Annotated in this window: 20 protein-coding genes; 15 read left to right on the forward strand and 5 right to left on the reverse strand. The window is 43.1% G+C overall.

Annotated elements, in window-relative coordinates:
* Positions 1-40: 40 nt before the first annotated feature.
* The 7 genes from atpA to CIK80_RS08380 all read left to right on the forward strand — a co-directional run bounded on the left by atpA (position 41) and on the right by CIK80_RS08380 (position 8,324).
* Positions 41-1,585, forward strand: coding sequence for a F0F1 ATP synthase subunit alpha (gene atpA, locus CIK80_RS08350; protein ID WP_062845637.1), 1,545 nt, complete (start codon positions 41-43; stop codon positions 1,583-1,585).
* A gap of 208 nt (positions 1,586-1,793) precedes the next feature.
* Positions 1,794-2,675 (forward strand): F0F1 ATP synthase subunit gamma, encoded by an 882-nt coding sequence (atpG, locus tag CIK80_RS08355; RefSeq protein ID WP_062845636.1) that lies wholly within the window; start codon positions 1,794-1,796, stop codon positions 2,673-2,675.
* A 38-nt stretch (positions 2,676-2,713) separates the two neighbouring features.
* Positions 2,714-4,147 (forward strand): F0F1 ATP synthase subunit beta, encoded by a 1,434-nt coding sequence (gene atpD / locus CIK80_RS08360; RefSeq protein WP_062845635.1) that lies wholly within the window; start codon positions 2,714-2,716, stop codon positions 4,145-4,147.
* Positions 4,148-4,241: 94 nt separating this feature from the next.
* Positions 4,242-4,658 (forward strand): F0F1 ATP synthase subunit epsilon, encoded by a 417-nt coding sequence (locus CIK80_RS08365; RefSeq protein ID WP_062845634.1) that lies wholly within the window; start codon positions 4,242-4,244, stop codon positions 4,656-4,658.
* A gap of 617 nt (positions 4,659-5,275) precedes the next feature.
* Positions 5,276-5,992, forward strand: a complete 717-nt coding sequence (locus CIK80_RS08370) for a response regulator (RefSeq protein ID WP_010197939.1) — start codon at positions 5,276-5,278, stop codon at positions 5,990-5,992.
* Positions 5,993-6,307: 315 nt separating this feature from the next.
* Positions 6,308-7,996, forward strand: a complete 1,689-nt coding sequence (locus CIK80_RS08375; protein ID WP_095569657.1) for an ATP-binding protein — start codon at positions 6,308-6,310, stop codon at positions 7,994-7,996.
* A 148-nt stretch (positions 7,997-8,144) separates the two neighbouring features.
* Entirely contained in the window at positions 8,145-8,324 is a 180-nt protein-coding gene (locus tag CIK80_RS08380) for a hypothetical protein (RefSeq protein ID WP_062845632.1), read from the forward strand.
* A gap of 59 nt (positions 8,325-8,383) precedes the next feature.
* Here CIK80_RS08380 and CIK80_RS08385 read toward each other — a convergent pair whose 3' ends face one another.
* Positions 8,384-9,871 (reverse strand): ATP-binding protein, encoded by a 1,488-nt coding sequence (locus CIK80_RS08385; RefSeq protein WP_095569658.1) that lies wholly within the window; start codon positions 9,869-9,871, stop codon positions 8,384-8,386.
* A 423-nt stretch (positions 9,872-10,294) separates the two neighbouring features.
* Between CIK80_RS08385 and rpsP the strand changes: the two genes are divergently transcribed.
* The 4 genes from rpsP to rplS all read left to right on the forward strand — a co-directional run bounded on the left by rpsP (position 10,295) and on the right by rplS (position 12,734).
* Positions 10,295-10,564 (forward strand): 30S ribosomal protein S16, encoded by a 270-nt coding sequence (gene rpsP, locus CIK80_RS08390; protein WP_021812802.1) that lies wholly within the window; start codon positions 10,295-10,297, stop codon positions 10,562-10,564.
* A gap of 157 nt (positions 10,565-10,721) precedes the next feature.
* Positions 10,722-11,255 (forward strand): ribosome maturation factor RimM, encoded by a 534-nt coding sequence (rimM, locus tag CIK80_RS08395; RefSeq protein WP_095569659.1) that lies wholly within the window; start codon positions 10,722-10,724, stop codon positions 11,253-11,255.
* A 76-nt stretch (positions 11,256-11,331) separates the two neighbouring features.
* On the forward strand, positions 11,332-12,096 hold the full coding sequence (gene trmD / locus CIK80_RS08400) for a tRNA (guanosine(37)-N1)-methyltransferase TrmD (protein WP_095569660.1): 765 nt from the start codon (positions 11,332-11,334) through the stop codon (positions 12,094-12,096).
* Positions 12,097-12,314: 218 nt separating this feature from the next.
* On the forward strand, positions 12,315-12,734 hold the full coding sequence (gene rplS / locus CIK80_RS08405) for a 50S ribosomal protein L19 (RefSeq protein WP_062845628.1): 420 nt from the start codon (positions 12,315-12,317) through the stop codon (positions 12,732-12,734).
* A gap of 224 nt (positions 12,735-12,958) precedes the next feature.
* Here the strand turns inward: rplS and CIK80_RS08410 are convergent, their stop codons facing one another.
* Entirely contained in the window at positions 12,959-13,516 is a 558-nt protein-coding gene (locus CIK80_RS08410) for a DUF4442 domain-containing protein (protein WP_095569661.1), read from the reverse strand.
* A 451-nt stretch (positions 13,517-13,967) separates the two neighbouring features.
* Between CIK80_RS08410 and CIK80_RS08415 the strand changes: the two genes are divergently transcribed.
* Together CIK80_RS08415 and uvrC are read left to right on the forward strand one after the other, a co-directional pair.
* The gene (locus tag CIK80_RS08415; protein WP_095569662.1) at positions 13,968-15,488 is read left to right on the forward strand and encodes a DUF3360 family protein; all 1,521 of its coding nucleotides are present in this window, start codon (positions 13,968-13,970) and stop codon (positions 15,486-15,488) included.
* A gap of 139 nt (positions 15,489-15,627) precedes the next feature.
* Positions 15,628-17,472 (forward strand): excinuclease ABC subunit UvrC, encoded by a 1,845-nt coding sequence (gene uvrC / locus CIK80_RS08420; protein WP_095570361.1) that lies wholly within the window; start codon positions 15,628-15,630, stop codon positions 17,470-17,472.
* A 123-nt stretch (positions 17,473-17,595) separates the two neighbouring features.
* On the opposite strand, the gene CIK80_RS08425 is transcribed toward uvrC, so the two are convergent.
* From CIK80_RS08425 to lgt, 3 genes are all read right to left on the reverse strand, one after another.
* Complete coding sequence (locus CIK80_RS08425; RefSeq protein ID WP_095569663.1) at positions 17,596-18,168, reverse strand: dihydrofolate reductase; 573 nt, start codon at positions 18,166-18,168, stop codon at positions 17,596-17,598.
* Between the two features lie 45 nt (positions 18,169-18,213).
* Complete coding sequence (locus CIK80_RS08430) at positions 18,214-19,101, reverse strand: thymidylate synthase (protein ID WP_062845624.1); 888 nt, start codon at positions 19,099-19,101, stop codon at positions 18,214-18,216.
* A gap of 61 nt (positions 19,102-19,162) precedes the next feature.
* Positions 19,163-20,047 carry a prolipoprotein diacylglyceryl transferase gene (lgt, locus tag CIK80_RS08435; protein ID WP_062845623.1) on the reverse strand — a complete coding sequence of 295 codons (885 nt, stop codon included), beginning with the start codon at positions 20,045-20,047 and terminating at the stop codon, positions 19,163-19,165.
* A 402-nt stretch (positions 20,048-20,449) separates the two neighbouring features.
* Here lgt and CIK80_RS08440 point away from each other — a divergent pair, with 402 nt between their 5' ends.
* Entirely contained in the window at positions 20,450-22,087 is a 1,638-nt protein-coding gene (locus tag CIK80_RS08440) for a DUF4139 domain-containing protein (RefSeq protein ID WP_095569664.1), read from the forward strand.
* 93 nt (positions 22,088-22,180) lie between these two features.
* Positions 22,181-22,993, forward strand: coding sequence for an NRDE family protein (locus tag CIK80_RS08445; RefSeq protein WP_095569665.1), 813 nt, complete (start codon positions 22,181-22,183; stop codon positions 22,991-22,993).
* The last annotated feature ends 14 nt before the right edge of the window (positions 22,994-23,007 follow it).

A 23,007-nucleotide genomic window follows, 5' to 3' on the forward strand; every position in this document is an offset into this window, starting at 1 on the left:
GTCAGTGGGCGGGTTATCATAAATTAAAGGAAACAAGGCAATGCAACAATTGAATCCAGCGGAAATCAGTAACCTGATTAAGCAGCGTATTCAAGACCTTGATGCGGGTGCAACTGCAAAGAATGAAGGCACGATTGTCAAAGTATCTGACGGTATCGTGCAGATTCATGGTCTTGAAGATGCCATGTACGGCGAAATGATTGAGTTTGAAGGCGAAATCTACGGAATGGCGCTTAACTTAGAGCGTGATTCTGTCGGCGCGGTAGTACTTGGTGATTACCTAAAGCTGCAAGAAGGTCAAAAAGCCTATTGTACTGGTCGTATCCTTGAAGTACCAGTAGGTCCTGAGCTGCTAGGTCGTGTTGTTGACGCCTTGGGTAATCCTATTGATGGCAAAGGTCCTATCGATGCCAAAATGACTGACAAAGTCGAAAAGATCGCCCCAGGCGTTATCGATCGTCAATCAGTAGATCAGCCAGTAATGACTGGTTATAAAGCCGTTGATACCATGATTCCAATTGGTCGTGGTCAGCGTGAACTTATCATTGGTGACCGTCAAACGGGTAAAACCGCGATGGCCATCGATGCGATCATCGCTCAGAAGTCATCTGGTATCAAGTGTGTATATGTGGCAATCGGTCAAAAACGTTCGACCATTGCTAACGTTGTACGTAAGCTTGAGCAAACAGGCGCCCTAGAATATACCACTGTTGTGGTAGCTTCAGCATCAGAGCCAGCGGCACTACAGTACATTGCACCGTATTCAGGTTGTACGATGGGTGAGTACTTCCGTGATCGCGGTGAAGATGCATTGATTGTATTTGATGACTTATCAAAGCAAGCCGTTGCTTATCGCCAAATTTCACTACTATTACGTCGTCCACCAGGTCGTGAAGCTTATCCTGGTGATGTATTCTATTTACACTCACGCTTACTTGAGCGTGCATCACGTGTAAATGCTGATTACGTAGAAAAATTTACTAATGGTGAAGTGAAAGGTAAAACAGGTTCTTTAACTGCGCTACCTATCATTGAAACTCAAGCGGGTGACGTATCTGCATTCGTACCAACCAACGTGATTTCAATCACTGATGGTCAGATTTTCTTAGAGTCAAGCTTATTTAACTCAGGTATCCGTCCAGCAGTAAACGCTGGTATTTCGGTATCACGTGTTGGTGGTGCTGCTCAGACTAAGATCATTAAAAAGCTATCTGGTGGTATTCGTACGGCTCTAGCTCAGTATCGTGAATTGGCTGCATTCGCTCAGTTTGCTTCTGATCTTGACGATGCGACTCGCGAACAGCTTGATCATGGCGAGCGCGTGACTGAACTTATGAAGCAAAAACAGTATCAGCCGATGTCAATTTCTGAACAAGCTGCTGTTATTTATGCTTCAAACGAAGGGTTCTTAGCTGACGTTCCTGTTGAAAAAATTGGTTCTTTCGAAGAAGCTTACTTACGTTACATGCATGATGAACAAAGTGAATTGATGCGTGAGATTGATGATACTGCGAACTATAACGATGATATCGCAGGTCGTTTAAAGTCAGCTTTAGAGACCTTTAAACAAAATCACAGTTATTAATTTAACGGGTTAAACCGAATTGGTTATAACTGTCGTTTATAAAGTGGCGCGTTGTCTGACCAGATATTTGCGCCACTGTTTTAACCATTGACGGTATTAGATCGCGTAATGCACAAGATATAAAATATTATTCTATAAGATTGATGTTATATATTAAACGATTGTTGCATGCGCCAATGCTTTTTAACCCTCTTATATTGGAATCATTATGGCAAGCTTAAAAGAGATACGTGCCAAAGTCACCAGTATTAAAAGCACCCAAAAAATTACTCGTGCTATGCAAATGGTAGCAGCAAGTAAAATGCGTCGTGCTCAAGAGCGCATGGAAGTGGGTCGCCCGTATGCTGATAGTATGCGCCGGGTTATTTCACATTTGGTGCATGCCTCATCAGACTATAAGCATCCGTACATGGTATCGCGTCCAGTCAATAAGGTTGGCTATATTGTCATTACCTCTGACCGCGGTCTGGCGGGTGGTTTGAATATTAACCTATTCAAAGCTTTATCTAAAAGTATCCAGCAGTATCAAGACCAGTCAGTACAAGCTGAATTTGCAGTCATTGGCGCTAAAGGTGTGAGCTTTTTCAAAAACTTTGGTGGAAAAGTGACGTCAGCAGTGACTGATTATGGCGATAAACCCACGTTTGAACAACTAAATGCACCAGTTCAGGCGATGCTTGAAGACTATAGTAACGGTAAGTTAGACCGTATTTACGTGGTATACAATCAGTTTATCAATGCTATGACACAAAAGCCAACCGTCAATCAGTTAGTGCCTTTACCAGAAGGTTCACTAGATGGTGAAGACAGTGGCATACAGACAGAGCTTAGCTGGGACTACATCTACGAGCCTGACATCAAGACGTTGATTGATGAATTGCTTGGCCGTTATATTGAGTCGATTGTTTATCAAGCGGTAATGGAAAACATTGCCTCTGAGCAGTCCTCGCGTATGGTAGCGATGAAAGCAGCAACAGATAATGCTGGTGACCTTATTAACGATTTACAGTTGGTTTATAACAAGCTGCGTCAAGCGGCGATTACCCGAGAGATTTCGGAAATCGTTGGCGGTGCTGCTGCTGTTTCATAATTGACTACACCTATATATAGAAGTTCAAGGAGAACGCAATGAGTAGCGGTCGTATTGTACAGATTATTGGCGCGGTTCTTGACGTTGAGTTCAACCGTAACGAAGTTCCTCAAATTTTTGATGCCTTGCAAGTTGATGGCACTGAAACCACATTAGAAGTACAGCAACAGCTGGGTGATGGCATCGTACGTACTATTGCGATGGGCTCAACTGAAGGTTTGAAGCGTAACCTACCAGTTACTAATACTGGTGCACCTATTTCTGTGCCTGTTGGTACTGGTACGCTAGGTCGTATCATGGATGTTCTTGGTCGTCCTATCGATGAAGAAGGGCCTGTAGTAGCTGATGAAAAGTGGAGCATCCACCGTAATGCGCCAAGTTATGCAGAGCAGTCAAACAGTACTGAATTGCTAGAAACTGGTATTAAAGTTATCGATCTGCTTTGCCCGTTTGCTAAAGGTGGTAAAGTTGGTTTGTTTGGTGGTGCTGGTGTTGGTAAAACCGTCAACATGATGGAATTGATCAACAACATCGCTCTTAAACACGAAGGTTTGTCAGTGTTCGCGGGCGTTGGTGAGCGTACTCGTGAAGGTAACGATTTCTATCACGAAATGCAAGAAGCTGGCGTTGTAAATACCGAAGACTTTAGCAAATCTAAAGTAGCAATGGTATATGGCCAGATGAATGAGCCACCAGGTAACCGTTTACGTGTTGCTCTGTCTGGTTTGACCATGGCTGAATACTTCCGTGATACGAAAGATCCTGCTACTGGTAAAGGTCGTGACGTACTACTGTTCGTTGATAACATCTATCGTTATACACTAGCAGGTACGGAAGTATCAGCACTGCTTGGCCGTATGCCATCAGCGGTTGGTTACCAGCCAACACTTGCTGAAGAGATGGGTTTATTGCAAGAACGTATCACCTCAACTCAGTCAGGTTCAATCACGTCAGTTCAAGCGGTATACGTACCTGCAGATGACTTGACCGATCCATCACCGGCAACCACGTTTGCTCACTTGGATGCCACCGTTGTACTGAGCCGTGATATTGCTTCACAAGGTATTTATCCTGCGGTTGATCCACTTGATTCTACGTCTCGCCAGTTAGATCCACAAGTCATTGGTGAAGAGCATTATAATGTTGCTCGTGGTGTACAGGTAGTCTTGCAGCGCTATAAAGAGCTAAAAGACATCATTGCTATTTTGGGTATGGATGAGTTATCAGAAGAAGATAAATTGGTTGTTTATCGTGCTCGTAAGATTCAGCGCTTCTTGTCACAACCATTCCACGTAGCCGAGGTCTTCACTGGCGCACCTGGTAAATATGTTGCACTGCGCGATACCATTGCTAGCTTTAAAGCAATCATTGCAGGTGAATACGACGATCTACCAGAGCAAGCATTCTATATGGCTGGTGGTATTGACGAAGTAGTCGCTAAAGCAGAGAAAATGAAATCTACTGCAGCGTAAGTTGTATTAGCATTTGCTAAAGGGCAAATAGGTTTTTATAACCTATTTGCTGGTAGGTATAACGCATCGCAGTTTTGATTGTAAGGAGTTAAGTATGGCAACGTTACAATGTCGCGTCGTAAGTGCTCGCGAAGAGCTGTATTCAGGCGAAATTAGCATGTTAATAGCTACTGGCACCGAAGGCGAGATTGGTGTATTGCCAGGTCACACACCGCTTATTACTTTGCTGAAACCGGGTGCAATGCGAGTGCAAACACCAGACGGTGAAGAAGAAGTAATTTATGTATCAGGTGGTGTGCTAGAAGTACAACCAAAGATGGTAACAGTATTGGCTGATACGGCTACGCGCGCCCACAATCTAGACGAAAGTAAGATCGTTGCAGCACGCCAAAAAGCTGAACAGATGCTAGTCAACCAGTCTGACACGGTACAAACCAATGCAGCGTTGGCATCGTTGGCAGAGTCAGTAGCACAGCTACAGACCATCCGTAAATATAAAAATCGTGCTTAAGATTATTGTTTACAAGGTTGAATCTGATTTTAGACGATAATAAAAGAACAGTCCATTATGGGCTGTTTTTTTATACCTACTATTCACTCTCTTAGCTGTCTTAGAGCGTATCAAACTGAGATATTAATAGGATAGTATCTGTAGTATAGGTGTGATTGAGAGTATTTTTCGCAATATGCATGTGAATAATAAGTGCATAAAACGATATTAAGAAATTATTAAAAATGTTGCTGGCGACAATGATAATATGTCGTTATATTAGATATGATAGATAATAAGTATTGAGTAGGAATCGAACGCGATGTTACTGTAAAAGCTACTAAGCTTGATTACTTCTAGATATTTAAAGAGTGAAAGGTTGATATACCTACTTTGCTCACTGTCATTCACTTAGAGTGCGTAATATTCGGACGTAGACTAAAGTTTTAATGAGTGTAGTTTATAGGTTTTGTTAACGACTATAAGCTATAGTATAGGAAGCTGTAGGTTTAATAGTATACTGTGCTACCAAGTTTGTAACAGCTATACGAACATCAATTGCACCAGTTTATGGTGCTATTAATTTTACCGCTCTTACTTTTACTGCTTTTAAATTAGATGTATTAGAGGATATAACAATGACAACGACTGAAGAAGACAACACCCCCCGAATCTTAATTGTTGAGGATGATGAGCGTCTGGCCATGTTGACGCAAGATTACTTGGTCAAAAACGGTTTAGAAGTAGCAATTGAAACTGATGGTAACCGCGCCATTCGCCGTATCGTCAATGAACAACCAGATTTGGTCGTACTTGATGTCATGCTTCCTGGTAGTGATGGTCTTACTGTGTGCCGTGAAGTTCGCCCTCATTATCAAAATCCTATTTTGATGTTGACTGCGCGTACTGAAGATATGGATCAAGTATTGGGTCTTGAGATGGGTGCTGATGATTATGTCGCAAAACCTGCTCAACCACGCGTATTGCTTGCTCGTATTCGTGCTCTACTACGTCGCTCAGAAAACGCACCATCAGAAGATGTGCCACAGCGCTTAGAGTTTGGTGAATTGGTTATCGATAATGGTGGACGCTCTGTCAACCTAGGCGATGAGTTGGTTGATTTCACCAGTGCTGAATATGATCTATTGTGGTTGCTTGCTTCGAACGCTGGCCGCATTTTATCACGTGAAGATATTTTCGAGCGTTTACGCGGTATTGAATACGATGGTCAAGATCGTTCAATTGACGTACGTATTTCTCGTATTCGTCCAAAAATTGGTGATGATCCAGAAAACCCGAAACGCATCAAAACGGTACGCAGTAAAGGTTACTTGTTTGTGAAAGAGGGTAACTAAGTCTATTTTGCTTATCTAGTATCTTACTGGCTATTACAGTAAAGAAAAAACCAGCCTACACGCTGGTTTTTTTTTGACTAAACTTTAATTTTTAAACTTAAATGCAGCGTTATGTGGTTTAATTAAGCGATTATTGATGAGTGCTGACTAAATAGACAAGATTAGAATGCAGTTTTATGAAGTGGGCACATATCAGGTAGAATATAGCAGCCAAAATGGTCTTTACTCAACAGAGTGCTCCGTATCATTTATAATGTAGCGTTCATTTATAAATAATATGAGCAGTTTTTATTCATTAAGTTGGTCACGGCACGTATGTCATTAGTTTCTTCTTTAAAACATAGTATTTTTGTTCGTATTTATGCTGGACTACTCATAGTCTGTCTGTGTGTAGCATTGTTTGCTCAGCTATTGATGGATACAATCAATAAAGAACGCGTGCAGTCCTACCGTGAAAGTATGGCAAATGGGGCATTTCATCTGGTGAGTGAAGGAATCGCACATCAGGACAGTGAGCAGCAGCGTGAATACTGGTTATCAGATGCCAGCAGCTTATTTGGCTCAAAATTCAGTATTATTCCTATCGATGAAGTAAATTTTAACGGCAGTGAACTGAGACGTTTTGAAAGTGGTGGTACAGTCGTTCGTTATGTCAGTCAGCCTGTCTATGCTGATGTCTATTATCGTCTGCCAGATAAACAGAATGTTTTGACGGCAAGAATCTCGCAAGTGACTGAACAGCAAGTACGAGCAATCGCTGTTTTTTTATTAGATGATTTGTCCTATCACATGACATTGGCAGATAAACGAGCACGTTTGGATCAATTAGAAGAAAAATTTACTTTTCCATTGGAATTAAGAGCAGCAAACACATTAGATCTGGATACGGATCAGATGGCGCGCTTGCGACGTGATGAAGTGGTTATTTCATTACAGGACACCAATAGTAGTAAAAGCAATTCGGCCATTAAGATTGTGGTACCTTCTGAAATCAACGACATGGCAATTTTGATTGGGCCTGTACCATTATTTAATTGGTTTCCTCTCAACCTGATCATCAGTATGATTCTTATCAGTATGTTCTTAATAAGTTTGGGTGTCTATGCACTGATTTTCCCACTCGAGCGCAAACTGCAATTGATCCAAGTTGGTGTTAATGAAGTCAGTAAAGGCAATCTGGATATTCAAGTCCAGGTCATTGGACAAGACGAAATTGCTCGTCTATCGGCAACCTTTAACGCGATGACTTCGCACATCAAACGTTTGATTGAATCACAGCGAGAGCTTACGCGGGCTGTCTCGCATGAGCTACGTACACCTGTTGCTCGTATTCGTTTCGCTGTAGATATGTTGGCGGATACTGACGACGAAGATTCTCGATTTATGCAGCGTGACTATATCGATGAAGATATTGAAGCACTAAATGGTTTGATTGATGAAATTTTGACTTATGCTAAGCTAGAAGAAGGCTCACCAAAGCTAGATTTGGAGCCGGTCAATCTTAGAGAGCTATTGGAGCAAGTCGAACGTGAGACCAATGCCTTAGGTAAGCCGATCAAAATCGTGACTAAATTGCCAAGTGCTAAAGTAACGGCAATTGCAGATCGCCGTTACTTACACCGTGTGATTCAAAACCTTGCTGGTAATGCATTACGGTATGCAGAAACGACGATTATTATTAGTGCTGGGGTCAAAAAAGGTAATGCCTTTGTGACCGTCGAAGATGATGGGCATGGTATTCCTGAAGCAGACCGTGAAAAGGTATTCATTCCTTTTTCACGTTTGGATGACAGTCGCACACGTGCCTCTGGCGGCTATGGCTTGGGTCTATCGATTGTGTCGCGCATCGCTTTTTGGTTTAATGGTGGCATGAAAGTCGATGAGAGTGAAGAGCTCGGCGGCGCACGATTTGTCATGACATGGCCGATCAAACCTCTGACACAAATTCTTGCTGCAGATGAATTAACACAAGAGAAAAGCGAACGTGATTTCGACGCTAAATAAATTCATCATATGAGATGAAAGGTTTGTTTTGGTCAAAAGTAAACATATAGGTTAATCAGATTATGGAATTCTTTGATTAACCTATAAACAGACTATTCATCACTGATAGTGATTTTGAAAACAGCTTGAAAATATAGGAGGGTAAAGGATGCCATATTTATTCGGCGGTTTGGTACTTTTAAATGCGATAACCTTGGGCTATTATCTATTCTTGCAGCAGCCATCCACGACTCAAACCTTAAAAGCAGCACAAGAAGACATTACCCAACCTTTAGCGTTTACCAACAGTGCCAAATATATTCCGCCTATGATTGGGACTAAAGACTAGAAGCTGTATAAAATATGGTCATAACACAGCACCTGACACAGGTTCTCGTCCCTTTTTTTTCATTTAATTTCAGTTTTTTGATTCAGCTCATTATTATTAGTGCTGATGTTTTGTTCTGCATCCGCAGGCACGGTTGTATCGCCCGCTACTTTAGAAAGTAGAGGGATGCGCACGCAGACTTGCAAGCCGCCATCAGGGTGATTGATAGCCTCTACAGTGCCGTGATGCAATCTTGCAATACGATCTACAATGGCAAGACCAAGACCACTGCCTTGTGTGGTACGGGCAGTCTCTCCACGCTCAAACGGCTGCATGATTCGCTCTAGCTGGTCTTCTGCAACACCATCACCGCAGTCGCGCACACATATCAATAGCTGCTCTTGTGCTTCTTTATTAACAACATTTTCACTGACAACATCATCGTCGTCTTCTGCAACAGTTTCTATAAATGTTGGCACGACAGTCGCGGATAGATAAATCGGTGGCTTGCCATAACGTTTTGCGTTGTTGACCAAATTGATGATCAGGCGTTTGATAGACAAAGGACGTATAGGCACCACTTTGTGACACTCTGACTGATAAACAAAAGCCATCGGTGCAAACTGCACCATGATCTCGTTAAATATCGTGTCCAAATTGGTTAGGCTAACAGGTTCATCAGAGCCATCTTTCATAAATGAGATAAATTGCTCCAAAATGGCATCCATATCCTCGATATCATAAATCAATCCTTCACGAAAAAAGTCATCTGGTAGCATCTCAGCGGTCAACCGCATACGAGTTAAGGGTGTACGCAGATCATGCGAAATACCTGCAAGCATAATCGTTCGCTCTTTTTGGGCTTGGTTCAGAGTCGTAAATAGACGATTAAATGCCATATTCACTTGACGTATCTCAGTAGGACCTTTTTGTGTTGGCAGCGTGGTTGCGTGACCAAGTCGAATATAATTGGTCGCTGCTCGTTGTAAGTATCGCAGTGGTCGGTTCAATTGCCGTGCCAGTAGGACAATGGTCAATAGCGATAAAATAGGCAAACCAATGAGAAATAGTACCAGTAATCCTGGACTATATTGTGAGTAGTAAACCACCGGTTCGCGAATCCAAAAGCTATCATCTCGACTGTCTTGTACCCATAGTTGCGGTGTTGGCTTGAATTTAAAATATACCTCAACAGGTCGGCCTAGCTGTGCACTGATTTCACGCTGTAATACGTCAGTAAATACGCCTACAAAGGCTTTATCAGACACTTTTGGAAAGTCATTGGGATTGTTTACCACCACCACATGTGAGTGCTCATACACCCATCGACGTACTTCAGGCTGATCTTTCCAGTCTTCGTTGACGCTAATCATAAGCCGTAACTCGCTGGTAAGATAACGGGCATGGTTTTTGAGTTCGGGCAAGTACAGACTGCGCCAGAAGAATAAGATTGACAAGCTCACACTGATGAGAACAATGAAAGACACCATCAAGGTTGTCAGCCAAGTGTTGGAATAAGAGCGTGCAAGCCAACTTCTGCGGCGAGGTGGTGGGTTTGGTGTGGTCATATGAGTCCAAGGTATGAAGAGGCGTTTTTTAAATCCATTACGAAGCCGATGCCCAACTTATATCGCAAGGCTGACTTTTTTCATTATTATATCAGTGCAACGCTATTAGAATATGGCAGTAGCATGTTGTTATAGAGTAGCACAGTCCTTGAATGACACTTATAGCTTTAGAATATAGTCACTCTACTAAGTCTGATACCTATATACATGATAGTATTTGATTGCTTTAGTCTAAGTCAGAGGGAAATGAGTATAAAAATTGCGGGTCAACTATTAAGGATGGCGAGCAATTGTATTGTACATCGATATGCATTTAAGCTATTGTTAATAAATAATTAAATAAGCGCAGTTTATGTTTTCAATAAATCAAGACTGTGATATAATTATGCCCTTTTTGGTATACCTGCGAAAGAGAGAATTCACATGGTTGTTATTCGTTTAGCACGGGGCGGTGCCAAGAAACGCCCATTTTATCAAGTAGTTGTTGCTGATCAACGCCGCGCGCGTGACGGTCGCTATATTGAAAACATCGGCTTTTTTAACCCACTCGCTAAAGAGTCTGAAGAAGCAGTACGCCTAAATATGGAAGCGTACAATGCGTGGATCGCGAAAGGTGCACAGCCTTCAGATCGCGTTGCTTCATTAGCAAAAGCTTACAACAAGTCAGCAGCTCAAACTGAAGCAACTGCTTAAGTTTTTGTAACTGTTATCAAGATGCCAATGGCATGACTTGATAGACTTTAGAACACATAGCGTAACTGGTCTAACCAGGGTACGCCATTAATTGTTTATCGCTTTTGACTCAATTGTTTTTACAATTGCTGTTTAAATCATCGTTAGGTTAGCTGTTATGTCATCTGTTCCAAACGCTAGTACCCTTATGAAAATTGGTCAGCTTAAGAAGCCTTATGGTATCAAAGGCTGGCTTTGGGTGTTTAGCGATACGGATGATCGTACGGCGATATTCGACATGCAGCCGTGGTGGATGAAGACCGCCACAGGCATGAAACCTTTGACTGTTAAAGCTTGGCGTGAGCAAGGGACAGGAATTGTGGCTCAATTTGAGCAGGTTCCTGATCGTAATGTTGCTGAGACCATGAACGGGGTAACCGTTTGGGTTGAGCAAAACGTTTTGCCAGAGACAGCAGAGGACGAATATTATTGGTCGGATTTGGTCAGCTTGCGCGTTATTAATGAGCAAGATGAGTATCTAGGCAATATCACTGAGATGTTTGAAACTGGAGCCCATGACATTATGCGGGTAACGGCAAATTCAAACAGCTTGGACAATGAAGAGCGCCTAATTCCTTGGCATAAGCAAACTGTAATAGAAGTCGATATGACGGAAAAAACAGTGCTTGTGGCATGGCCAAGTGACTACTAATATAACTTTTGGCTTTATAGCCAAGCGTTTTTAGTAGTAGCTCCGATTTTTTAGCCGTTATTCAAGTAGACATCAGATGTATTGTGCCGTCATTAGTATTTTTCCCGAGATGTTTGCGACGATTCGTGAGTTTGGTATTACGAGTCGGGCAGTGACTCAGGGACAAGTTACGATTGATTGTATCAATCCACGTGATTATACCGCGGATAACTATCGTCGCATTGACGAACGTCCGTATGGTGGCGGTCCTGGAATGGTGATGATGGCTGAGCCATTATCAAAAGCTATTGAGGATGCGCGCTTGCGTGCTGGTCAGTACGGTTGCCGTGTCGACAGTGAGCATTGTCCGGTGATTTATATGTCGCCACAAGGACAAACGCTTAACGAAAGCAGCGTGGTCAGTATGGCTAAGTATGATGGCATGATTTTATTATGCGGTCGTTACGAAGGTATTGATGAGCGCTTGCTGTCACACTATGTCGATATGGAAATATCGATTGGCGATTATGTGCTGACTGGTGGTGAACTGCCAGCAATGGTGTTAATGGATAGTGTGATACGTCGTTTGCCTGATACCATGGGTGATGATAAGTCAGCTGAGCAAGACTCCTTTGTTGATGGATTGCTTGACTGCCCACATTATACTAAGCCTCATGAGTTTGCAGGTATGGCAGTGCCGGAAGTGTTACTTTCAGGTCACCATGCTAATATCGCTAAGTGGCGCTTTAGCCAACAAGTCAGTCGTACGCAAGCGCGTCGTCCAGACTTATGGCAAGCGTTTACACCAACGGTAGAGCAAACAAAATGGTTAAAAGCATTGGCAAAAGCAAATAAAAAGTAGCTTTCATGACGCTGAATTTTTTTAAAAAGTGCATGGAACGTTATTTCGATAAACAGTTAAGTAGTAAAATTTTGAGCAATAATAAAACGGGTCATAACATAATGGCCGTTGGTTATAACCCATTTACGTTGTGTCTCACTATAAAGAGATACGATTAATTATTACAAACAGGTGATATGCGTTAAGCCTCTATTATCTAATGTGAGGAGATAACTCTCATGAGCAACAAGCATCCATTGGTTCAGGTCATCGAAAACGCTCAATTGCTTGAGCGCCCAAACTTTGCACCCGGCGATACCGTTGTGGTTCAAGTAAAAGTACGTGAAGGTGAGCGTGAGCGTCTACAGGCTTTTGAAGGCATTGTAATCGCTAAGCGTAACCGCGGTGTAAACTCAGCGTTCACTGTACGTAAAATCTCAAGCGGCGTTGGTGTTGAGCGTGCATTCCAATTGCATTCACCAATCATTGACAGTATTGAAGTGAAACGCCGTGGTGCTGTTCGCCGTGCGAAACTGTACTACTTACGTGAGCGTTCTGGTAAATCAGCACGTATCCGCGAAAAGCTTCCTGCTCGTTCAGCTCAGAAAAAAACTGACGCTGGCGTACCTAATGCAGTTGACACTGCGCCTGGTATTTAAGCAGCAGCTTATTGCTCTTAGTTGATTGTAAAATTTTCGGTTGACTAAAAGTAAGGTAAAAGTAGATACAAGCCCTTATTCATAGGTTTATTTATAAATAAGCGGGCCATACCAAAAAAGACAAAACCCCAATCTATGCGAATGCTAGATTGGGGTTTTTGTATGTGCAAAGATAATTTTAAATTAAGCGCTCAGCATTAATCTGTATTTTTTAACCCTTCAAGCTAGTCATCTAGATTTTCTATGCGACTGCTTTGGTCTCTAGACTTACTGTACTTACGTAATCGAATATATATTGTCTTAGTAATCGTGGCGATCACTTTTTGTTGATCATCGACGATATCGGCTTGGTATTCACGAAACACAGCATCGCCATCTTTTGCCAGCTCTTGGATAGTCATAATCTCAGAGCTGGGTATCTTCATTCGCGTGGTTACTTTGCTATTACCTGGCGCAATAAATTCAATGTGCGAGCTTTTATCCCAGACCACGTAACTGTTGCCCAGTTGGTGCATGAGTATCAGCATATAGAATGGATCAACCATTGAGTACAAGCTGCCACCAAACTGTGTGCCAACGATGTTTTTATTCAGGCTATTCAATCCCATACTCACCACGCAAAGCCCTTGATCAAGGTCGATATGATCAATTTTGATACCCGCGCCAACATAGGGTGCATACGTATTGATACGCAGCTTGAGCAAATGAGGCGTCAGCAACGGCATGATGTTCTTTTTGGCTTTGCGTTTTAATGTCTCAAAGTTGATGGGTAGTAAACTCATAAATTAATCCTACTATCTTGCTTCTGAATCTTTTGTATTTGCCAGTCGAGAGACGTTTATTAAGTCTTCCAGATCAATGGATAATAAAAGCTCTCATCATAATTAAAAATTATATATGTCGCTAGTCTTAAAGTGGCTAAAGGCAGCAGTACCATAATAATGATAGTAAGCTGAAAAAACGCTTCATCTGATTACTTTCATAGTAACGTATCAGTATCTTATATTCTAATGTTACTTTCAAAATACAGAAACAGCTTTCAAAAAGACAGTCATAAATTTTGAGTGATGGCTCGCCATAATGAACATAATATCTCTAAATGGTTATAAGTTCGTATTTCAAGGTTAGTTGACATACAATAGTCTGCAATTCTTGGCTAGGCCTAGAGATTGGATAAACATTCACATCTCTAGGCTTAATCAACCGCAACCTCAGCCGATATTAGGAAATGTGATGAGTGATACACAGCTTCCCACTTCAGGAGCCAATCCGCAGCACCCAACCCCCTCTGATAATGATTTACACGCAAGCTATGTAGATTTGCATGAGCCCAGTGCACATTTTGAAAATCGTGATGCTTACTTGAACCATGAACTACAGATCATGCAGCCAAAACGCTGGCGGCCTAATTTGCCGTTCCGCGATTATCGTTTTGAGTATGAAGATACCATTCCAGCGATGGCCGCAACCATTGGAAAAGTGGTGATGGTCGGTGCTATTGCGGCAACTTTTGCAGGGCCGTTAGGTTTGAGTGATGCATTTGTTTTAGAAAATGTACGCTATGAGCTTTTGATAGTTTCATTTTTTATAATTTTATTTTCAGGGTTTTTACTACCGACTGCCAACCTTGCTGGTACTCATGGTCCGCTTATCCCACTCATTCCTATTGTCGTTGCTGCGGGTGGTCACCCCATGGCATTTGGTTTGCTCATTGGCGCTTTTGGTTTGCTGCTGGCAATCAGTAAAGGAGGCAGTTTGCTGGCAAACTTGACCAGCAAAGGCGTGTGTGGCGGTTTGCTACTTTATCTGGGTTTTATCGGAACCACCTCTCAAGTCAAAAATCTATTTGCTTGGGCCGAAGGTATTGGCATGGCACATATTGCTTTTGTGGTGATTCTTCTGACGATTATCCTCTATGCGGTGCTAGAAAATTTTCAAAAGCGCTGGCTTGCGGTTCCTCTTAGCTGTTTATTAGGCGGCGGCGTTGCGTTTGCTATGGGGGCACCATTTGCATTTGAAACGGCGCCTGGATTACCAAACATGAACCCAATGTACTGGTGGGGTGAAAATACGGGTTGGATGTTGGGGTTACCCACAGTTGAAAGCTTTATTGTGGTCTTGCCATTTGCGGTACTAGCGGTAGCCATGTGGTCACCAGACTTCTTAGGTCATCAAGTATTCCAAAAAATCAGCTATCCAAAACGTACTGAACGTGTGCTCATGGATATCGATGATACGATGACCAGTGCTTCTATTCGTCAAGTTGCAGGCTCAATACTTGGTGGCGCAAATTTTGCGTCATCGTGGGGAACTTATATTGTACCCGCTGCGATTGCCAAGCGTCCCATTCCCGCAGGAGCAGTTTTGACAGGACTGTTTTGTCTTATCGCTGGTATTTGGGGCTATCCTATGGATTTGGCTATTTGGGAACCGGTTATGTGTGTGGCGTTGATCGTTGGGGTCTTTATCCCGTTGCTTGAGGCAGGGATGGAGATGACACGTGAAGGTAAAACAACGCAGTCTGCTGCCATTGTGGTATTTGCTTCAGCTTTAGTAAATCCAGCTTTTGGTTGGTCGATTACTTTGGTATTAGATAACTTAGGTCTTATTGGTTCAAAAGAGCGCAGTGCCAACCTGTCGAAAATGAGTCGCTGGATTATCCCTGTTGTTACTTTTGTGATCTTAACTGGGGTTATGGCAATCGTTGGCATGTTGCCTGGTATTCCAGCGTTATTATCGAATTTCCGTCACTAGATACTTCGTGTCTTATCCAGAAAGCCAGCCTTGTGCTGGTTTTTTTTGGCGATTGCAAAATCTTACGTTGGCTTGCAAAACCCGTTACGTTGCCCCATAAATGTTGGTATTACTCACATTTTTGAGAGCAAAAAATTCTATGGTCAATGTCTCAGCATCGAGTCCCGTCGACGATAAAAAAGCCCGCCTTAAGCATTTGATTCAACGTCTACCGAACCTACCTGGGGTATATAAAATGCTGGGTAAAAATGGGGATATTTTGTACGTTGGTAAAGCAAAATCCCTAAAAAGCCGTGTGAACAGCTATTTTGCCAAGACGATTGATCATCCAAAAACACGGGCGCTGGTGGCTCGTATTCATAACATCGAAACCATCATTACTCGTAGCGAAACGGAAGCGTTGCTGCTTGAGCAAAACCTGATTAAAGAGCATCGTCCTCCTTACAATGTGCTATTGCGTGATGATAAATCTTATCTTTATGTGTTTATCTCAGCGGATAAGCCTTATCCAAGATTGGCTTATGGTCGCGGCAAAGGTAATCATCAAAAAGGTCGGTTTTTTGGCCCATTCCCCTCAGCCCATGCTGCCAAAGAAACGCTGGTATTGATGCAAAAAATGTTTCAAATGCGTCAATGCACTAATACTTTTTTTAAGCAGCGTAAGCGTCCTTGTCTTGAGTATCAGATCAAGCGTTGCCGTGCGCCTTGTGTGGGTTTGGTGTCACCCGAGGAATATAGCGAAGATGTCAATAACACCATTCGCTTTTTGAAGGGCGATTCTGGTGATATCCATAGCACGTTGATTGAAAAAATGGAGGGCGCTGCTGAAGCATTGGATTTTGAAAAGGCTGTTTTCTATCGTGATCAGCTGTCAATGCTGCGAGAAGTACAAGCGCGGCAGGCGGTTTATACGGTAGAAGGCGAGGCTGATGTGATTGCCATTGCCAGTCAAGCAGGTATGACTTGCGTCAATGTATTGACCGTACGCGGCGGGCGTGTGTTGGGTGGTAAAAATTACTTCCCTGATGTCGATAGTAGCGAGCCACTAGCGGACAACTTATCGGCGTTCATCACCTCATTTTATTTTCAGGTGACCGATGACTTGCCAGCAGAGATTATTTTAAGTCATGAGCTACCTGACCAAAATGCGGTTGGTGAAGCATTGGCGACACATTTTGGCAGTAAGGTGGTCATCAAGACTAGCGTGCGTGAGCATCGGTCAGAATGGTTGGACTTGGCAAAATTAAATACCAACAACGCCCTAAAAACCAAATTGGGCGATTATTTAGAGCTGCATGCGCGTTTTGGTGCGCTAAAAGATGTATTAACCAATGTCACAGACCGTACCATTGATCGGATTGAGTGTTTTGATATTTCGCATACGATGGGTGAGGCTACGATTGGTAGTTGCGTGGTCTTTGATCAAGGGGGCTCGCGTCGTCGCGATTATCGCCAGTACGCCATTCATGACATTCAAGGTGGTGATGACTATGCCGCGATGAAGCAAGTCTTGACACGTCGCTATAAGAAACAACCATTGCCTGATTTGTTGCTCATTGATGGCGGTAAAGGTCAGCTTGGCATCGCAAAAGAAGTGCTGACAGAGCTGGGTATCTTGGGAGATACGCTGCTCATCAGTGTGGCAAAAGGCGAGGGGCGTAAAGCAGGTCTTGAAGTCTTGCACTTTATCGATCATGAGCCGCTCGATTTGCCGATGGACAGTAAGGCATTGCATTTATTGATGCACATTCGTGATGAGGCGCATCGTTTTGCCATTACTGCGCATCGTAAGAAGCGTGACAAGCGCCGCTCGTCGTCAGTGCTGGAGGTTATACCAGGGTTGGGTGAAAAGCGCCGTCGTGACTTACTCAATCACTTTGGTGGTATGCAGCAACTACTTGGCGCATCCCAGCAAGAGCTGGCAGGCGTGCAAGGAATTGGGCCCGTACTGGCGAAGACGGTTTATAAAGTATTGCATGAGTAAGTTTGTATGATTAAAGCTGTATAGCTATTCGACAGTTATTAAATAACTATTAAATAAAAAAGGGTCTGCCTCAGATAATCTTATTTATCAGAGGCAGACCCTTTTTTGATATACCAAAACCTGCTATTCAGCAGCATCTACTTTATAAGTCGTAAACTTAAAGCTTAAAGCGCTTTTGTCATCGTGCATTTGCTCAGACTCTTTTACTGCTTTAAAGCGTTCTGGTAACTCAGGATAAAAAGCGTCACCATCAGTAATATCAGTATCGACGTGGGTCAGCTCAATACGATCGGTATACATCAGTGCATCATTGAACACGCGCTCACCACCAATGACCCAAATCGTCTCAAGATGAGCACCGTGAGCAAGACTGGCCGCTTGCGTTAAGGCATCGTCTAAATTATGCACCACATGGGCGTTGTCTTTGCCGACCAGACCTTTTTGCTCAGCATAATCCATTTGAGTGCTGATGATAAAGCTCACACGTTTTGGCAACGGCTTGCTGCCCATCGACTCAAATGTCTTGCGACCCATAATGACAATACCTTGTATGCCACCATCATTCTTTCTGGTCGTCATCTGTTTAAAATGCTGCAAATCTGCTGAGATATGCCACGGCAACTCGTTGTTCTTACCGATGCAGCGATTGCTACTAATCGCAGCGATTTGGGCAACTTCAGTGTGGGCATAACTCATAATTTATCCTTATTTTTCTTTTTAAAATATAGTAAAAACCACTATTTATACAGCGACTTTTGCTTTGATAGCAGGGTGTGATTCATAACCATTAACGCTAATATCTTCATAGTTGAAAGCAAAAATATCATCAACATCGGGATTGAGCGTTAAGGTTGGCAGCTCATAAAGTGAGCGTGTCAATTGCAACTCAACTTGTTCGCGGTGGTTTTGATAAATGTGGCAATCACCGCCTGTCCAGATAAACTCACCAACGTCCAATCCACAAACCTGTGCGACCATGTGGGTCAAGAGCGCGTAGCTTGCAATATTGAATGGCACACCTAGGAATAAATCCGCTGAGCGCTGATACAGCTGGCATGACAGTTTATTGTCAGCGACAAAGAACTGAAATAGAGTATGGCAGGGCGGCAAGGCGACTTGTTCGGCCTCTCCTGGGTTCCAACCCGATACGATAAGGCGTCGTGAATTGGGATTGCTCTTTATTTGCTCAACAACTTGCGTGATTTGATCGACGCCATCGTTGTGGTAGCTGCCGTCATCAAGCTGGCTTGCACCATAATTACGCCATTGGTGACCATACACAGGACCCAAATCGCCTTCAGGACGATTGAAGCGAGCGGTTTGTTCTGCTGTCGCCCATTCATTCCAAATACGGACGCCATTTTTTTGCAGATAATCGACATGAGTGCTACCACTCAAAAACCACAATAGCTCATAAACAATGGATTTAAAATGGACTTTTTTTGTGGTTAATAAAGGAAACCCTGACGCTAAATCAAAGCGCAATTGCGCACCAAAGTGACTGAGTGTACCAGTACCAGTACGGTCACCTTTTTCTGTTCCTTCGGTTAGTACCTGATGCAGCAAGTTTAGATACGCCTGCTCATTTTTATTATTTAAAGGTTTACTATCAAGGTTACTACTGTTCATAAAACGGCTCTTCTATGCTCTCAAAGCATATTATTAATTTGATACTCGCTAAAAATAACGCTTAATAAGCGGCTTGCTTACCCCAGTCATAAATACCGCGCTTGTAAGCATAAATCAGTAAGGCAAAGCCAATAATGATCATTGGCGCACTTAACATCTGTCCTTTGGTTAGCCATCCAAGCAACACAAACCCTTGGTCAGCGTCTGGCTGGCGGAAGAACTCAATGATAAAGCGACTGATACCATAGCCTAATAAAAATACAGCAGTGACGGCCATACGTGGACGCGGTTTTGATGAATACCACCACAGAAAAAGGAACAACAATAAACCTTCAGCAAACGCTTCATACAGCTGCGATGGATGGCGCGGCAATAGGTATTGTCCGTTTACTTCAACCATCAATTCTTGTAGCTGAGGATTGGCTTGTAGTTGCTGCACATCAAACGGAGCAGCTTGCGGGAAATAGGTCAGCCAGTTATATCCACCATCCGAGACACGGCCCCATAGTTCACCATTGATATAATTGCCGATGCGGCCAAATAACAAACCCGTCGGTACGCAAGGCACGATAAAATCCAGCACTTGAAACGGTGTTTTTTTGTATTTGCGGGCAAAGTACAACATGCCAAGCAAGACACCAATCATACCGCCATGGAAAGACATGCCGCCTTCCCAAACTTTGAACAGATAGGCAGGGTTTTGTAGCAATTCACCAAATTGATAAAATAAGACATAACCGACGCGGCCACCTAAAATAACGCCAAGAGCGCCATAAAAGACCAAGTCAGAGACCATATCAGTCGTCCAATTGTCGCGTTTGGTGCTGCGATACCAAGCCAAACCGTAAGCTGCGGCAAATGCCAGCAGATACATGAGGCCATACCAATGGACTTCGACTGGTCCAAGTGCCAAGGCTACCGGATCGTACTGAGGATGAATCATCATAAGGGCATCATAATATTGGTAATAAAGTGCTAACTATAATAGCAAATTTCATGCGTCGGGCATACATTATTGCTATACCGACAATCAGCGAGGGTGAGTTAACGCATCTGTCTTGTTCCGCATCTTTAGGTTGTTAGGTACGAAAAACAATAAATAAAATGCAGCAGGTATCGGTGATAAGAGCCGTGGTCGGAAAATTTTTTGGGCGAATAGAGGTGGTATTGATAATGGATAAGAGTAAACTATAGTTTTTAGATCAGTCATGTAATAGAGTATGATTTTATAAAGATATTTATGACCAACCATTGTAAAAAATGGCAATCATACGTTTATCTCATGTGAGACGTGCGCTGGCATTATGAGAGATTTCACTTCTAAGATTTCACTTCTAGGAAAAGATATATGAAAGCACGCCCAACCCTCTGGTCTTTATTGACTTATGATGTATGCACATTATCGCCGCTTAGTTTAATGAGTAGATGCTTTGTTTTGCCGCTTGTATTTGGTGGCAGTGCCATATTGGGATTGTCTAGCGCACAGGCGGCAATAAGTAGTATCGAGCAAGTGACCGTTTACCAAGGCTTAGCAAGCGTCACACGGGCATTACCGATTACAGGGAGTGGTGAGCAAACCGTTGTATTTTCGTGCTTATCGCCTTATATTGATAAAGAGAGTCTAAGCGTACAGTCAATGGGTAACGTCAATATTGGTGAAATCAGTATTGAAGAGTTGGCGGGGGAGCAAGCAGCTCAATGTCAATACCAGGGTAATGCTAAGGCTCAGCAAAATACCCTAGCCAGTATCAATGCTGAATTAGAAGCGGCGCGCTTGGCAAAAGCATACTTGCAAAATTTGACCATAGTCACGCAAGTCAATATGGATGGAACTATTGCCAACAACGCACGCGATATAGAGACTCAGGCTGCCAGTCTTAACCAAAAGATTTTGGAGATCGAGCAGCGTCGGGTAAGTGCACAAGACACATTGAATCAGTTGATGACAGGTAACTCAACGTCAATTTCTAATAATGTGACACAGGTGAGTGTACGTACCGCCAGCCGCGCGCCAAGCACTCTTAAATTGCATTATCAGGTGCAAGGCGCAGGTTGGGAGCCGACATATCAAGCACGTCTAAACACCAATAGTGATCAGCTAAATATCACCGCCTCTGCAATCATCGCCCAGCAAACAGGCGAGAACTGGTCCAACGTACCTGTGACACTTAGTACGGTTAATCCCAACCAAAGTACGACAGGACAGCTGCCTTATGTGCCGCGCTTATCACTCTATGAAGAAAACCAAAATGTTGAGCATGTACCACCTATGGCGGATAATACGCCTGTCGTGGTCTCTGGAAGAGAAGAGTATGGCAATGCTATTGCTGGATCATCGCTACCAAGCTTTGCTGTTAGCAGCCAAAATAAAAACGGTCTCATTGAGTATCGGTTGCCACAACTAGTGACTATTCCCAGTGGTGGTAGACGAGTACGTACGGTCATTGGAGAGCAATCTGGCAGTAGTAAGCTGTGGGTTCGGAGCACACCTAGTGTTGAAACCGCTGCCTATTGGTATGCGTCGGCACCATTCTTAACTCCAGATTGGGTAGATGGGTCATTGCAGCTGTACCGTGACGATAACTACGTTGGACAATCGCGTTACAATTATCAGATGCTAAAAGAGCAGGGGATTGGCTTTGGTCGTGATCCAAACATCATGGTGAAAGAGATAATAAATGAAGACAAGCAGGGTGAGAAAGGCGTGCTGAGTCGGCAGCAAATTTTAACAACAACTAAAGCTTATCAATTTGCCAACCAGCATAACCGATCTGTGCGTTTGCAAGTATTAGGCAGTGAGCCCATCAGTCGCGATGACAGTCTAAAAGTTTCGGTCACTCATACACCGCCCGTCACTAAGCGAAATTGGAATGACAATCAAGGTATGGTAGCGTGGGAGTTTGACTTACCAAGTAAGCAGTCACAAGTGATACGCTCGACGTCTCAAATCAGTTATCCTGCCAATAAGATATTGAATGGAAATTAATAAAAAATGATTTTTTAGTTAATTGGCTTTAAAAGATAGCTTTTATTTTTGCTAAAAATCACTCCCATAACAGACTGTTGTAAAAGGAATACTATGTGTATTGTCGCCATTGCTTGGCAATTATTTGATGAGCTGCCTTTGGTATTACTCTCTAATCGTGATGAGTTTTTAGAGCGTCCAACACGAGAGTTGCATCAGTGGTCTGATCAGCCCATCTATGCCGGACGTGACAACCAAAGCGGCGGTACGTGGTTAGGGATTCACCAAGAAGCGCATGATGGTGTATATCAACAAAATGGACGCTGGGCGGCGATCTTAAATTTTCGTGATGGTGTGCAAGCTGGTCGTGATGAGCGCTCACGTGGCGAGCTTGTGACTGAGTTTTTAACCAGTGCTTTAAGTCCGATGGATTTTGCGCGAAATATCAGATTACAAGATTATGCCGGTTTCAACCTGATTATTGGCGATGCAACGCAAGCGGTTATTGTCAATAATCGCGGCCATGCTCCTACACCGTTGTACGCAGGATTGCATGTGATATCCAACGGTCAACCAGAAGACAGTTGGTTTAAAACCGAACGATTACGTGGCAGGCTGCGGCAAGAAGTGCTGCCTCTCATTGCTGAAAATAACTCACCTGAATACTGGCAACAGGCTGCTTTTCACGTGTTGTCCGATACCGTGCAAGCACCCAAAGAGCATTTGCCACATACAGGTGTGGCTGTTGAAATTGAGCACGTCTTATCGTCTGTTTATATTAAGCCGGTTGCTTTTGGCAATGGAGCAAAAGATGTACCAACCTATGGCACACGCACGCAAAGTATTGTGACTTTGACCAAAAATAGTGAAACAAGTACAACTGTCATTGCAGAGATAACCAGTCGAGAATGTGCTTACTCTTCATAAACTGCGTTCATAAA

It is taken from the genome of Psychrobacter sp. JB193, from assembly GCF_002285555.1.
GTDB lineage: Bacteria > Pseudomonadota > Gammaproteobacteria > Pseudomonadales > Moraxellaceae > Psychrobacter > Psychrobacter alimentarius.